A 14,211-nucleotide genomic window follows, 5' to 3' on the forward strand; every position below is an offset into this window, starting at 1 on the left:
ATATCCTGTTTGTAATTAATGACTAAAGGGTATATCAAAAACCGAGGCTATATATTAGTCGAAAACACTGTCTCTGGCTAAGTATTGTATTTTGAATAAGCTACACAGGACCATAAAGTAGGGGTTACTTTTTAAAGGATGGATATTGCTTTTAAAAATACCTCTGTTTTTTTATACATTGCATGGGCAATCAGACTAAAACATTAGAAGATAAGGGAGATTCTATGTCATTATTAATCACATTGCTCGGATTATTGGTGTCCACAATAATCGCTACAATATTAAATGCTATATGGCCTCGTATCCCACTTCCGATATATCAGATATCCATGGGAGCAGTGTTCTCATTATTACCATTTCAATTATCATTTGATTTTCATTCAGAATTATTTATGATCTGTGTCATTGCTCCGCTGCTCTTTACAGAAGGAAAAAATACGTCCAGAAAAGAAATGCTTGAATTGCGTAAGCCTATTCTATTATTAGCCTTTGGGTTAGTATTTGTGACGGTTTTTGCAGGAGGCTTTTTCATCCACTGGTTAATACCTGATATGCCGATGGCTGTGGCTTTTGCTTTAGCAGCAACCATTACCCCTACGGATGCGGTAGCGGTACAATCGATTACAAAAGGATTGAAATTGCCTGGAAACATGATGCCCATCCTTGAGGGTGAATCACTTTTCAATGATGCTGCCGGAATCGTTGCTTTTAAAGTTGCCCTGGCAGCTGCCTTAACTGGAGTGTTTTCTATAAAAGATGCTTCGCTTAATTTTATATTTGTCGCTTTAGGCGGTATCTTTATAGGGATCCTATTGGGCTATTTAATCGTTAAATTACGATTATTTTTACGGGTTCATGGACTTGAAGAAATCCCAATGTCTATTGTCATTGAACTAATTACGCCTTTTGCCATCTATATGGCAGCTGAAGAATTCCATGTCTCCGGAATCTTGGCAGTGGTTGCTGCAGGTGTCATTCATGGCATCGAGCGGGATCGCCTTCAGAGTTCCACGACTAAATTGCAAATTGTATCAACTAATACATGGTCTGTATTAGGTTATGTCTTGAATGGACTTGTATTTGCTTTGTTAGGATTTATGTTGCCGAGTGTTTATCAGGAAATTGAGTCCAACTTAAATAGGGGCATTCTTTTTGGGATAAGTGTCTTGATCGTTCTTTTATTATTGGTGATCCGTTTTATATGGGTATACATCCTGCATGATACTTTTACGAAAAACAGAGTGAATCCATTAGAGCAATTCATTATGTCCAGGGTTCATCCAGAAGATAGCAATGACACCGATGAGGAGAATGTTTCAAGATCCCGATTTGCATTTTTGACATCCGTTTGCGGCATTCATGGAACCATTACATTAGCTACAGCTTTATCCATACCATATTTCATGCGGGATGACACTTTATTCCCGATGCGTAATACAGTCTTGTTCATCGCAGCTTGCGTAATATTGTTAAGCGTCACCTTGGCTACGGTTCTCTTGCCACTACTGGTAAAGACACCGACTGAATTCAAAGATGAGCGGCTAACCTCTGAGGAAGCTTATAAAATTGTTTTAAATAAAACGATCAATCAGCTGAGCAAAGAAACAACCATCGAAAATCAGAAAGCGGTCCATCAAGTAATGGAAGATTTAAATGAACAACTGATAGATTTGGAACGGGGAATAACGAATCGACCGGATGATCGGACAATACGCGAATTAGTGGAGCTAGGAGCCAATAAGGAATTGGAAGTCGTTTCTGGATTAGTCGAAAAAGGGACTATATCTGAAACAGCCTTTGAACTATATAAAGTGTATCTTTCAAGAACCTCGAATTATATGCAAAAATCCTCCCTGAAAAGGGCTTGGATCAATTTGCAGGCCATTCTTTTCAAGAAACAAATCAATGTCAAATGGGATAAGAAATGGAAAGCGAAATTAGAGAACTCCATCGTTAAAAATGCGGACCTGATCAGGGAGTTCCGTAAAGCACAAAAAGAAGCTTCCAAGGAAGCCATTTTATTGATCAAACAACAAACTGCACCTGAAAACCGCCATGAGGTCATGCTTGTCATCCAAAGATATAATCGTTATTTGAATCCGTTCGGAACATTAAGTGAAAAAGAAGCAAAACGCTTTGAAGAGATGGTGAGTCAATTTCAGTTGAATGCGATGCAAATCGAACGTGATATCATTGCGCAAATGGTTGAAGATGAGCAAATATCCATGCAAACAGCAACTGAGCTTAGACAAAACTTAATCTATGATGAAATGATAATGATACAAAATTGATAAAATATTAAGAGACTCCGATGCAACAGGAAACGGTGTCTCTTTATTTACATTCCAAAGCAAGGATGAATACCTCAGGAAAAATGAAATGACCGTAGATCGAGCAGGTATAAGGGCTTTCGTCGAAATTCCAGACGATTCACGGCATCTGTTCCCATTATTCTTTATTGCCCTCACAATGGAGTTAAATCACCGTTTTGCAACTTTTACAATTGAACCTAACTCAGTTAATACAAGTGTCATGAAGCTGGCTGGTCAATACAACGAACTCTTCCTTGAATTCAAGATACATCCTACATAACAAAGGTAAAAGGCATGTTCGTTTCTGTGTATCACGAGTAATTTCTCCAAATTCACGAGTATAAGCACCAAACTCACGAGTATTCGCTCCAATCTCTCGAGTAATTGCCCCAAACTCACCAGAAAAGCACTAAACTCACGAGTAATTGCCCCAAACTCACCAGAAAAGCACCTGGAAGGTCCCTTTCCAGTTCATATAACCTTTCTTTCATTTCGAAAATCCCCTGTTTCGTCCGCACCATTATGGAATCTTGCTCTGTGAACAAACAGATGATTTCTTCTGCCCGGAAAACATGCTGCATTTCTCCTTTTCTCCCGACAAAATACGGTCTTTTCCTCTCCTTCAAGCGTTCCATCAATTCCTGCACTTCCTCATTCCATTCATGATTGCGGATAAGCACCTCTATCGCCTGATCTCCTCATCTATCTCTACGTTTATTTTCATCTATGCGACCTCCCTTTGCTTATAATGTATGTATATTAATATCTTAATATTTGGCTTGTAATTTCCAGCTACATGCCACTTTATTACGATAACATGCTTGAAATGGATACTCAGATACACTAAATAACCGTCCAAATAATTGGACGGCCCTTTGATAGTACATCTAATTCCGGATTCGATGCGTTTACATTAATGAAGATCACTCTTTACTTGTAAAAGTACTTGGCATCACCACAGCGATTACCTCTCCACGGGCGCAAAGTTTATCGAGTGCAAATACCTCTGTTTCGATTCTCCATTTTTTAGGATGAATTTCATGAATCGTCCCAACGGCCATTAATGGCACATCATTTGGTGTTGGCTTTACGAACTCCACATTCAGTGACGCAGTCACGAACCTGGGTGGTTCAACTCCATCTCCAACTTCATGACCGTTTTTACGGTGTAAAGCCAATGCAGCGGAACCTGTTCCGTGACAATCAATTAAAGAGGCAATCAAGCCGCCATAAACAAATCCTGGAATTGCAATATGCTCTGGACGTGGTGTATAGATAGTCCTTGTTTGCTCGTCTTGCCAACCTGTTCGAAAATGATGACCATCTTTGTTCAAGCGACCGCATCCATAACACCATGCAAATGCATCCGGATAATCATCTTGAATCGCTTTTAGCACATTCTCCTCCATCATCTCTCCCCCTTTTTCAGAATATTATAACACCATTAAAGAATAAGGGGTCTATTTGGATACATGCTGAAAAGTTAGTTTTTTGAAATTCCATGAATCTTTATTGAGGGTACTACCAAGTTTTATTTTCATAGAATAGTAACCTGAGGCAGCTTTAATCGAAAAAAAGTTTGTAAGAATCCCTGCTCCTTTACTCCATATAATTGACAAAAGCCCCTGTTAGCAAGCAGCATTCAGGGGCTTTCATTTGAAAATATATATAGTTAAGAAGTGTATCTATTATTTTGTTGCAGGTTTACCTTCTTAAAAGTTAAGCCTTTTTCTTAAATCCCAATACTTGAATGTCATTTTACCCATTTTCGACTTCGAAAGTGAATCATATTTACGTCCAAGTGCTTGATTTTGTTTTTCTAGCTTAGTAATTTGTTTAAGTTGAACTTTGTTCAGTTTTTTTAATTGCTTTACTTCTTTAGCTAATTCTTTATTTTTCCCTTTCATATCATATTTTTCTTTATCAACAATTGCCCGTTCTTTGATTGAAATCTCCACATCTTTTGGTTTTAGTTTAGGATTGCCAAAGGTTTCAAATCCTATCGTTTTTAAATAGGGGATGTTATTTTGAAAATTTTGTTCAAAGGTTCCATACCTTTTATGGATGTGGAGAAATGTATAACATCCAGCTTTTTCTGCTGAAATGATTTGACCATACCCAGACAGTTTAAACAGTTTTTCGACTCGTTTTATTTCTTCAGGTATGTTTTTGACAATATAGGTGAAAACTTCGTCAACATTAAACTCCGCAGGCAATATTTTCACTTTATTTAATGATGTATGCCTAATCAATTCATCAAAGTCAGCTTCATCAATATAAAACATATTCGCACTTTCATTCACATAATCGGTAATGCGCTTGCTCCATAATGGTCCTTGCAGTTTTTTTATTGCTTCTGAAAATAAAAACTGCCTGCTAACTTGATACATTCGTTGTGCCGCAAACTCATATATATCCTTATTACATAATGCTAATTTGACAGCGTCACGGAAATCCTTCTCTGTAACAGCATATAACGGGTAATCTTCGCCAAAAAGCTTCATATGCATTTTGGTTGGATTCATTATTACAGCCTTTCTTAAAATCCCATACTCCAATAGCTTTGTAGACAGTTCCAGACTGCTGTCCATTTCCTCACTTCTCCAGGTTATCCCAATATCACTGTTCACGATTAATTGTTGGGCATTCTCCCTTGTCAAAGCACCGTACCATGTAAGCCCATCCGTATTTTTAAGGAGGTATGCCGCTTCTTCCTTAAACTGAGAATCATCTTTAACCCATTTGAATTTATCCCCCGCCACATCAAGTGATAGATTCGGGATCTCACGTTTTAATTCTTTAAAAGCAGTAATAATGGGAATGGTCTTCCAATCCGGGTCGAATTTCCCTGTATATACAAGTTTGTTTTTTAACCGGGTCTGCCCTTCCGCTGATTCAACGTTTGGTATCATCGGGGTAAGCAGGGAAACTTTGTTTTTTTCTTTATTCAAATTAAGGATCTCAATGACAAATTCGCACATCTCTTCTGTTTGACATAAGAAATACGCACACTGATCATATATATTTTTGATGCTCTCGAATTTTTCTTCATTAACATCCTGACCTATGTGAGTCAATCCTGTAGCATAAACTAATGTATTCTTTATGATTTGCTTATGCTTTGCGATTTTTTCAACAGTCTCAATGCTTCTAACAAATAGCCAATCATAGTCATTTTGACTCCAATAATGAGAAATGAGCATTTCTGCTACATCGAAATCAATGACTCCTTTTTTTACCCATTCATCACCGGCGGCATTAAAAAAAGGATCGACAAAAGGATTGAGAATGGTTATATTATCAAATTTCTCAAGTGGCTGAAGTAAGATATCACGTTTGACCGGGCTAGCTAAAAGTAAATCAACTTCGATGTTGGAATCTAACGCAATGGTCGATGCTAAGGAAGATAAAAATACTGCAGATCCATCCATTGAATTCATGTCAATAAAGCCAAATAGAAGTACCTTCATTTTTCTGTTTTCAACTAGTTCATGTGAATTCAAAGTTTTCACTCCAATGACTGAAATCTGATATGAATTTTTATTTCTTTATTTGTTCTTTAATAGATGATTTAAGCGCAAGATATTTTAATGTGAATTTCCCTGCATATGTAACGTTGAATTTATGTTCTAACAACTTAAGTCTTCGTATTTCTTTGTTAAGCTTAATATTTTCGATTTGGGCCATCTTACTTTTTTCTACTTCTTCTCGCAGCCTATTATTTTCTTTTGTAACGTTCTCAATGGTTTTTTGTTTTTCCATGCCATTGCTCTCTATGAGTTCCAATGTCATGGACATCATGTCTTTCATTTGTAATTCGAGTTCCTCATACATCGTTTTCCAATATTCGTTTCGTTCGTCCATATTGAAAAAACTCCCCTCCATTAACCTTGGATGATCTCCAATTCTCTTTTTATAACAACATCTACAGCGCATTTTTCCCGAATCGACTGAGAAGCTTGTTTTGACACTCTTAAAAATACGTCCGAGTTGTAATATAAGCGCTCTATTGCATCGGCAATATCGGTAGGAGACTCAGGTTTTGTTAGAAGGCCAGAAACGTCATGTTTAACGAATTCCGGAATTGCCGTAATATCTGTTGAAATCGGCACTAGTCCGCTCGACATTGCCTCACACATGGAAACCCCTTGAGAATCCAAACGGGTCGGGCAAAGGAAAATTCCATACTCCTTATGTAATGCAGCGATTTTCTCCTGAGATAGGAAACCTTTATGAATCGTTACATTCTCAAAATCCCGGATTGGCTCAACGGTTTGATCGAACAATTTTCCATCGCCATAAAATGCAAATTCCAACTTATCGAAGTATGGTCTCTTCGATAGTTCCAGCACTGCTTTCACCGATAGGTCATTGGCGTATTTTCGTGAAGCGTATGGCCTGATTGAAAGGACTTTTGTCCGCATTTCAGCTGGCTTTTCAATAAAGGTAAACAGATTATCATCTATGACATTGGGAATGATTACTGAATTTTTCGATTCTGCTCTTGCATCACATTCCGCTATATGCTCTTTGAACCATTTGGAAATATGAACAAAGGTTGTATCCAATTCATTCGTTTGATAAAACCAATTCATAAAAGAAAGCTGTGATACATAATAGTCGTCCGACATTTCAAGTATCTTCCTCAAGCTTTCAGGGCTTTCAAGAAAATTAAACCATCTTCTATGCCATGCCTCCGTTTCAAATCCATGTATCCAGGTGATAATCGGTAAATCCGTGTTCGTTTCTTTTATCGCTTGTACCATTTTTGGATTAACAAAATGAATGAGCGCTTTTTTATGTATTTTATGATTTAAGAAAATGCGCAAATGCTGTTCAGTTCCTCGATAAACAGGCACATCTTCATACGTATACTTTTCCGCTTTTTTATAGGCAGGATGCAAAACAAAGACATCCACCTTCAAACCCTCATCCAGATAAGCCTTGACTCTTCGGTGGATAAACCCATTCCGATATAGCTGATCTTCATGTGGATAAGCATTCGTAATGATCACATATCTATCTTTTTCACTAAATGTAAGCTCATATAGATTTATAGATTCCTCCATTTTTGTTCACTCCTACTATTCAGTCATCTTCAATCAGCCTGCTACTTATCTGTAAATGAAGGATTTTTAAAAGACCCTTTTCCAACCACTTTTAAAACCGTCAATCGATTATAACAAACATGTATTACTGAATATTGACATCAATGTGAGAATTCTGTAAATAAAAGTAAAGTTTTCATGAACTTTTATATGTTTTTGTAAAGTTTCAGTATGTATAAACAAGCAAAATAAAGAAGGGCGATCCAGTTACCGGAAGCGCCCTCTTATATATTTCCCCAAAGCTTAGACTTGATTATTTTTATATCCATAATGGGGTTATTGGTTTAGTTACCAGTAAGTTGACTTTTTTCTACCTTCCAGAATTATTCAAGCATGTTTTTGTAAGAATAGAATAGAATCGAAAAAAGACCAATTTGCTGAAGAGAGTGATATGGATGGAAGAAATTACCTTTAAAGCATGTGCAATCACTAATGAAATCGATTTGAACAAAATCGCCATTCATTGCGGCATCCCCAAAAAATTCACCTGGGAAGAGCCTTTAATTCTTAAAGGCGATATTCTACGTTCCATCCTTTATAAAAATGTGGACGAATCGCAGCAGGTGCTGGTTTTTTCCTTTGGCAGCATCGTATTCATCAATTACTCACATGAGGATGAGATCAAGGCATTTTCCTCCTTTATCCAATCATTCGAGCCGGACATTGATCTCGTCAATGTAGATAGATATACGGATGATTACAGCCTTCACTTCAGTGAAACTGAAAACATCAATTTGACAGACGAATATGTAGTTGTTCCTAAATATGAATTTTTCTACCCTGAATTAATATCCACCATTCTCGCAAAATCGGTGGCTCTTGAAAAGACTGAGGAACAACTAGGAACAATCCACGACAAGCTTGAAGCCATGATTGACCGACTGGAAAAAGGCAAGCTCAGAATCGGTAACAAGGAACTAGCGAGGACGACGGCGAAAATCGTACGTCACGAGTACAATACCCTGGCATATATCATGATTCTGGATAAACCTGATATTACATGGACAAGCAGCATTGCCGGCGAATTTTATGACAGAATGCTTGAATTTTTTGAATTGAATGATCGGTATAAAATCCTGAAAAGTAAAACCGAAATTTTATATAACATTATGGATGGGTTTTCTAACATCAGCCATTCGATCAGGGGACTATTCGTTGAATGGATCATTGTAATTCTCATTGTCTTTGAGATTCTTCTGACGATTCTAGAAATTGTAGGATGGATTCCATGAATTCTTAATCATATCGTAAGGAATACTTTCCAAAAAAATAAGCATCGTTTTGATGCTTATTTTGCGTTTAACCACTTCATCATATTTAAGCTGACTGTATACTGTCGTTTAATTACATGCTTTTTCCTATCGGGTCGAAGCATTCCGGAAGTTATCTATATTCCCCTTAATCCAGAGCAAAGTGGAAAATGAATTCCTCCCCTTCTTCCCCATTAAATCTGTATCCTTTGTCAATGAATCCAGCTTTTTTATATAAATTTATCGCTGGGACATTCGAATGATGCACCGTTAGAATAATCTCATCTTTATCTGGATGACTTAGTTTGATCATATCAGGCAACACTTTTAACGTCTTAAAAGCTAGCCCTTTTTTTTGATGGCGCAAATCCAAGGAGAATGATTTAAGAAGAATCGCATTCTCATTACTTGTATATTGATTTCCCGCTTTATCCGTATATAAGGCAAAACAACCAATCAAATCCTTATCTAAATAAATGACCATGGGGAGGTTATATTTATCCTTCCTGAAGTCTTCGATAACTTTTAAAGGTAAAGAAGTATAGATTGCTTGTTCTATAGGTAAACAATAATTGCTCAGCGCCTCATGGTCAGTTTCCATAAAAGGTCTAATAATTAATCCAGCCATCATACTTGCACCCCATTTTCACATTTCTGATAAAGTCACGTAAAAAGGAATGGTTTTGTTTACCATTCCTTCAGACTGTAAACAGACTCAATGAAAAAATCAAGTTTGCCTGCATTTTTTATTTGAATGGTTCAGTTGATTTCAGAGATTCACTCCCTTTCCGCCGACTGACTGCCAAGCCTCCTCGGCACAAGCGCCTGCGGGGTCTAGGCTAGCCAGTATTTCGGCAGGAGTGTCGCAAATCTCTTCAATCCAATGAGGCTTACAGTAAAAAAATATCAATGATCATCTAGCTTGTTTGAATATTATGGTTCGGGATGAGAGCATTCCGAATCTCCTTTTGTAGATAAACTAGATGAAGACTCAGTTTGCCTGCATTTTTTATTTGAATAGTTCAGTTGATTCAGAGATTCACACCCTCTCCGCCGACTTTCTGCCAAGCCATATCAAAGCAAGCGCCTCCGGGGTCTTGGTTAGCCAGTTATTTAACAGTCGCAATTTCTTCAATCCCATAAGGATTATAGAATAAAAACATAAGGATAATCTAATCTTGTTTTAATTTCATGGTTTGGGGTGGGACCAATCCGAACTCCCTTTTGTCAAAAAATTGATGGATCAGCCAAACTGTAAACCAATTGGAAAAGAGCCTGTTTCCCTACAATATTTCTTTTATAAAATTCCAGTTGATTGGAACGGAAGGTACGAGACTCCTGCGGGAAAAGCGTGGCCAGGGAGACCCCGCAGGCGACGCCGCGGGCGGACCGCCCGCGGAAAGCGAGTGCCTGGAGTGGAAATCATTACACATACCCCTTTCAGAAATCCGCTCCCTTTCCGCCGACTTTCTGCCAAGCCATATCAAAGCAAGCGCCTCAGGGGTCTTGGTTAGCCAGTTATTCGGCAGGAGTGTCGCAAATCTCTTCAATCCAATGAGGCTTACAATAAAAAAACATCAATGATCATCTAGTCTTGTTTGAATATTATGGTTCTGGATGAGACTATTCCAAATCCACTTTTGTCACAAACTGAAGGAGTTTCCAATCCTATTTTCTTCTGTTTTTGAACTCATGATGTTAAATCATTTAGACGCTGATAATTCGCTTTCAGTTACCCATTTATGGTTCTTCACTTTTTCTCCACCCGTAGTCGGTGTGAAATCGACCATATAAACAGTCGTTTTTTCGGCAGATTCAACTTCAGCGACTGCCCCGTTCATCCCTTCCATATGAGAAGCATTTACTGTGACCTCCGCTCCGGGTTCATACGTCACTTCACCTGCATCTTTGATTTCTTCGTGAATGATCCATTTATGATTTTCCACTTTTTCTCCGCCGGTTGCAGGCGTATACGAAATTGCATAAGCAGTCGTATCAAAGGCACCCACTATTGTTGCTTCCGCCCCTTTCATGCTTTCCATATGACCTGATTCGATAATCGCTTGACTTCCAACTTCATAAGTTGGATTTTCTGCCGCTTTTAATCCCTCCGGAACATCACCCGAGCTAGAATGGTTCATGTCCATTTCACTATGTTCATTTTCTTCCTTCTCTTCTTTGCTTTTATCATCGCTGTTGGAACATGCTCCAAGGACTAAAAACAGGGCTGCAAATAGGGATAAGATGGTAGGCAATTTTGTTCTTTTTTTCATATTGAATAAAACCTCCTTTATGATTACACCCATCTTACCAATTAAATATGCAGAAAATATGGAGTATACTCGTGACTGAATTTAACCTGATGGCGTTCTGGATAAAAGTGAACAGCCATCGAGCGTGGTTTAACGAGGAAAAAGAATGGTTTAGTGATAGTGGTTATTTGAGGTATTCAATCCTGCCGGGTGCTTGGAAATCAAGCAAGAAGGACTTGGTCAAAAGTCCTTCCTCTGTCTAGTCTTCCAAAGTTGATTGTTCGATTTTTTGCATGATATGTGAAAGGTTCATGGAGGCATGTTTTTTATAATCCCTGCCTATTGATTTGAATAACCCTTTTGCTATATCTATTAACATGATTTTCGTATGTCCATCCGAAATAAATGACTTATTAGGGAAACTTGATTCAGCATGTGCACCGCCAATTTTATTAGCTGTTTCCTTAATAAAATCAATGACTTTAATTTCCTGGGTTTTTCCTTCGATATCGATTTTATAGATAATTTGATTTCTCCAAAGCTTTAGCTCAATCCTTTGTTTAGTATAATCGAAGAGTTCTTCCGATATATGATCATTGCTCATTTGATTGGAGTCTTTAATGGGATACAATTTCGGGTTAGGATTGATTTTCTTTATTAAGGATTGGTCAATTGTGACCTTTTCCCGTTTTATTCGCGTATTTTTCGTTTCACATAGAATCAGCCTTAACTGTCCGGCAATTATATTGTTGAATTCTTGTAATCCAAAGAATTCAACAAGCATTACACTATATTCCAAAATGGTGATGGCTTCATCGAATTTTCGTTTAGCAGCTGCATTCGACCTAGTAAAAACCAATCGGTTCTTCTTCTCCATATCCTTCTCACCCCACTGAATTCGAATCTATTGAATAAATAGTAAAACATCCATAATGGATGTTTCAGATTGTAGCAAATTTGTAGAAAGCCAGTTTGCCTACAGTTTTCAAGTGTTCTCAGAAATTCGCTCTCTTTCCGCCAAAAAGCATTCAGCGGGTTCTCGACTTGCCAGCTATTCGGCAGGATTTTCGCAAATTTCTTCATTATAGTAATAGTTTTCTATGTCTTGCATATCAATGACATCCCATGGAATGATCATACAATTCATAAAAAAACTGTCAAGAATGGACAATCTTTCGATAAGGATGCCTTTGATATTCAGATCTTTTTCCACTATCTATCGAAGTGCTGTTTCAGTAACTCTTTAAATCGTGCTCCATCTATTTCTTCTTTCGTCACTTTTCCATTTTCCCACTGTGTAAAGGAAGTATCGGTTAAAGTGATGTTCCCGCTGTTTGTCAAACGGGTGATTAATGGATGCTTATTGAATGGTGATTGGGGATTTTCCCTGATGATTGTTTGGACCTCATTAAGTTCCGCTACATTTCCCACGGGTTGTGAAGAATCGAAAGCATAGCCTATTCTCCAATCGCGATCTTTATGTTTCAGTTTTAATTCAAGGATATGATCTCCATGGTCGGTACTTTCTTTTTTTATCCTGAATTCGCCATTTCGGGAAACGACCGTTTCTCCGTTCAACGGAACTGGTTTTAATGGCAGATTCCCGCCAAAACCCGTATCAATCAAATAGGTTTGGCCCTCATGGTTCAATAGAATGGTGACATGTGTCCTTCCTATGGTCATCCACCCCTGATTATAGATGACACCACGAGCCAAAGATACATCAAAGTCATTTTCCATCAGGAAAAAATAAAGGGCTGAATTCAATTCATAGCATAATCCCCCCTCATTCCTCACGAGGACTTTGTTCATGATATTCGCTTTATCGATATCACTCAGATGGGATGCCATGATTGATAAGTTTTCAAAAGGAATGGTTTTCGCTGTCTTATCCAGAATTTCGTCTAATTTCTCAAATGTCAGTTTCACATCTTCCTGGAGCCCTATTCTTTTCCTGAATAATGCATTCAGTTCATTCATTAAGATTCCCCCTTAGACAGATACCGGCGAAGCGTATCTTGACTTTGTATATATTCATTATACTTTGTCCATATTTCTTTCTTCAATCAATCTGCCATCAGCTCCACCTTTTCCTCATCACCTGAAAAGAAGTCGCCCAATCAAGTCTTAATCCTGGGCAACCTCCCCCATTCATGCACCGAGGCAGTTTTTCTTTAATCATTCATTAATCTGTAAGATGATTTTACCTACATTCTTATTGGCTTCCATATGTTCATGCGCTCTTTGTACCTCTTCAAAAGGGAAGACATGGTCCACGATTGCCTTGATTTCATTTTTGCGGAACAACGGCATTGCCTTTTTAACGAATTCTTCCGTTAACTCTTTTTTATATTCATCACTCCGAGGAGTTAGTAGAGTGCCTTTTAATTGAACTCTTTTTAAGAGAAGTTCCATCAGGTTCACCTTCTCGACTACCGTTCCGCCTAGAATGCCTATAAATACCCATCGTCCATCAGTTTTTATGCTTTTAAGGTTTTTCTCCCAGTAAGAAGCACCGATGAAATCCAGGATAACATCCACTCCTTGATTATTTGTAGCTTTCAGGATTTCCTCATCAAAAGATTGTTCTTTATAGTTGATACAGATATCCGCTCCTAGTGAGTGACAGAAATCCAATTTTTCCTTTGAGCCGGCTGTAGTGATGATTTTCGCTTTTGTCAGTTTTTTTGCCAGTTGGATAGCTGCAGTGCCTACACCGCTTCCGCCAGCATGAATCAATACCGTTTCTTGATCCGTCAATTCACCTAACCAAAACAAGGTTTGGTACGCAGTCAAGAATACCTCAGGTATCGCTGCCGCTTCTTCAAATGACAGGTTATCCGGAATCTTCATTGCACGATCAGCCGGCATCAAGGCATATTGAGCATAACCGCCGCCGTTTACCAGGCCCATCACCCTCGTCCCCGTTTGTATATTTGCACCTTCCCCTGTTTCCACCACTTCCCCAGAAACTTCAATCCCCAATATTGGATTGGCCATATAACCGGATTTTCCTTCCCGGGAAACAATATCCGTTCTATTTATCGCAGAGGCTTTAACCTTTATTAATATTTCCCCTTTACCGGGCACGGGCTTTGAAAAATCTTTTAATAGTAATTGTTCTGCACCACCCGGTTCTTTAACCACTACTGCTTTCATTTGCCCCACTCCTTACCATTAAATTAGTGACCATCCTTTTAAAATGGTTTGTCTTGAAGATGGAAACTATCCTACTCCAAAAAATATCCACAAGCAAATAATTAGGTTTTGCAAACAAGATAGAATAAAA

General features: G+C 38.2%; 14 protein-coding genes. 4 read left to right on the forward strand and 10 right to left on the reverse strand.

Going from position 1 to position 14,211, the window contains the following annotated elements; genetic code table 11:
* Positions 1-224 precede the first annotated feature (224 nt).
* Together AC1DIV_RS10655 and AC1DIV_RS10660 are read left to right on the forward strand one after the other, a co-directional pair.
* Entirely contained in the window at positions 225-2,291 is a 2,067-nt protein-coding gene (locus AC1DIV_RS10655) for a Na+/H+ antiporter (protein ID WP_477576356.1), read from the forward strand.
* 88 nt (positions 2,292-2,379) lie between these two features.
* On the forward strand, positions 2,380-2,592 hold the full coding sequence (locus AC1DIV_RS10660) for a hypothetical protein (protein ID WP_340874567.1): 213 nt from the start codon (positions 2,380-2,382) through the stop codon (positions 2,590-2,592).
* Between the two features lie 115 nt (positions 2,593-2,707).
* Here AC1DIV_RS10660 and AC1DIV_RS10665 read toward each other — a convergent pair whose 3' ends face one another.
* From AC1DIV_RS10665 to AC1DIV_RS10685, 5 genes are all read right to left on the reverse strand, one after another.
* A complete protein-coding gene (locus AC1DIV_RS10665) occupies positions 2,708-2,992 on the reverse strand; it encodes a LytTR family DNA-binding domain-containing protein (protein WP_323598942.1) in 285 nt (94 codons plus the stop codon).
* A 243-nt stretch (positions 2,993-3,235) separates the two neighbouring features.
* Complete coding sequence (locus AC1DIV_RS10670) at positions 3,236-3,721, reverse strand: PaaI family thioesterase (RefSeq protein ID WP_063577300.1); 486 nt, start codon at positions 3,719-3,721, stop codon at positions 3,236-3,238.
* Between the two features lie 303 nt (positions 3,722-4,024).
* Positions 4,025-5,815 (reverse strand): glycosyltransferase family protein, encoded by a 1,791-nt coding sequence (locus tag AC1DIV_RS10675; RefSeq protein ID WP_340874564.1) that lies wholly within the window; start codon positions 5,813-5,815, stop codon positions 4,025-4,027.
* A 37-nt stretch (positions 5,816-5,852) separates the two neighbouring features.
* Positions 5,853-6,176, reverse strand: a complete 324-nt coding sequence (locus tag AC1DIV_RS10680; protein WP_142398499.1) for a hypothetical protein — start codon at positions 6,174-6,176, stop codon at positions 5,853-5,855.
* 20 nt (positions 6,177-6,196) lie between these two features.
* Positions 6,197-7,381, reverse strand: coding sequence for a glycosyltransferase family 4 protein (locus AC1DIV_RS10685; protein WP_052137176.1), 1,185 nt, complete (start codon positions 7,379-7,381; stop codon positions 6,197-6,199).
* 434 nt (positions 7,382-7,815) lie between these two features.
* On the opposite strand from AC1DIV_RS10685, the gene AC1DIV_RS10690 reads away from it, so the two are divergent.
* Positions 7,816-8,652 carry an RMD1 family protein gene (locus tag AC1DIV_RS10690; protein WP_340874559.1) on the forward strand — a complete coding sequence of 279 codons (837 nt, stop codon included), beginning with the start codon at positions 7,816-7,818 and terminating at the stop codon, positions 8,650-8,652.
* A 166-nt stretch (positions 8,653-8,818) separates the two neighbouring features.
* Here the strand turns inward: AC1DIV_RS10690 and AC1DIV_RS10695 are convergent, their stop codons facing one another.
* Both AC1DIV_RS10695 and AC1DIV_RS10700 read right to left on the reverse strand, forming a co-directional pair.
* Complete coding sequence (locus tag AC1DIV_RS10695; RefSeq protein WP_251541049.1) at positions 8,819-9,301, reverse strand: GNAT family N-acetyltransferase; 483 nt, start codon at positions 9,299-9,301, stop codon at positions 8,819-8,821.
* Between the two features lie 1,072 nt (positions 9,302-10,373).
* Positions 10,374-10,943, reverse strand: a complete 570-nt coding sequence (locus tag AC1DIV_RS10700) for a YdhK family protein (protein ID WP_340874555.1) — start codon at positions 10,941-10,943, stop codon at positions 10,374-10,376.
* A gap of 71 nt (positions 10,944-11,014) precedes the next feature.
* Here AC1DIV_RS10700 and AC1DIV_RS10705 point away from each other — a divergent pair, with 71 nt between their 5' ends.
* Positions 11,015-11,185 (forward strand): hypothetical protein, encoded by a 171-nt coding sequence (locus AC1DIV_RS10705; RefSeq protein ID WP_340874552.1) that lies wholly within the window; start codon positions 11,015-11,017, stop codon positions 11,183-11,185.
* Here the strand turns inward: AC1DIV_RS10705 and AC1DIV_RS10710 are convergent.
* From AC1DIV_RS10710 to AC1DIV_RS10720, 3 genes are all read right to left on the reverse strand, one after another.
* Positions 11,182-11,799: a hypothetical protein gene (locus tag AC1DIV_RS10710; protein ID WP_340874551.1), complete on the reverse strand. Its 618-nt coding sequence runs from the start codon at positions 11,797-11,799 to the stop codon at positions 11,182-11,184. The genes AC1DIV_RS10705 and AC1DIV_RS10710 overlap by 4 nt on opposite strands.
* A gap of 335 nt (positions 11,800-12,134) precedes the next feature.
* Positions 12,135-12,902 (reverse strand): arylamine N-acetyltransferase family protein, encoded by a 768-nt coding sequence (locus AC1DIV_RS10715; RefSeq protein ID WP_251541046.1) that lies wholly within the window; start codon positions 12,900-12,902, stop codon positions 12,135-12,137.
* Between the two features lie 198 nt (positions 12,903-13,100).
* Positions 13,101-14,081: an NAD(P)H-quinone oxidoreductase gene (locus AC1DIV_RS10720; RefSeq protein ID WP_340874546.1), complete on the reverse strand. Its 981-nt coding sequence runs from the start codon at positions 14,079-14,081 to the stop codon at positions 13,101-13,103.
* Positions 14,082-14,211: the final 130 nt, after the last annotated feature.

The sequence above is a fragment of the Peribacillus sp. 05N428 genome, assembly GCF_056397085.1.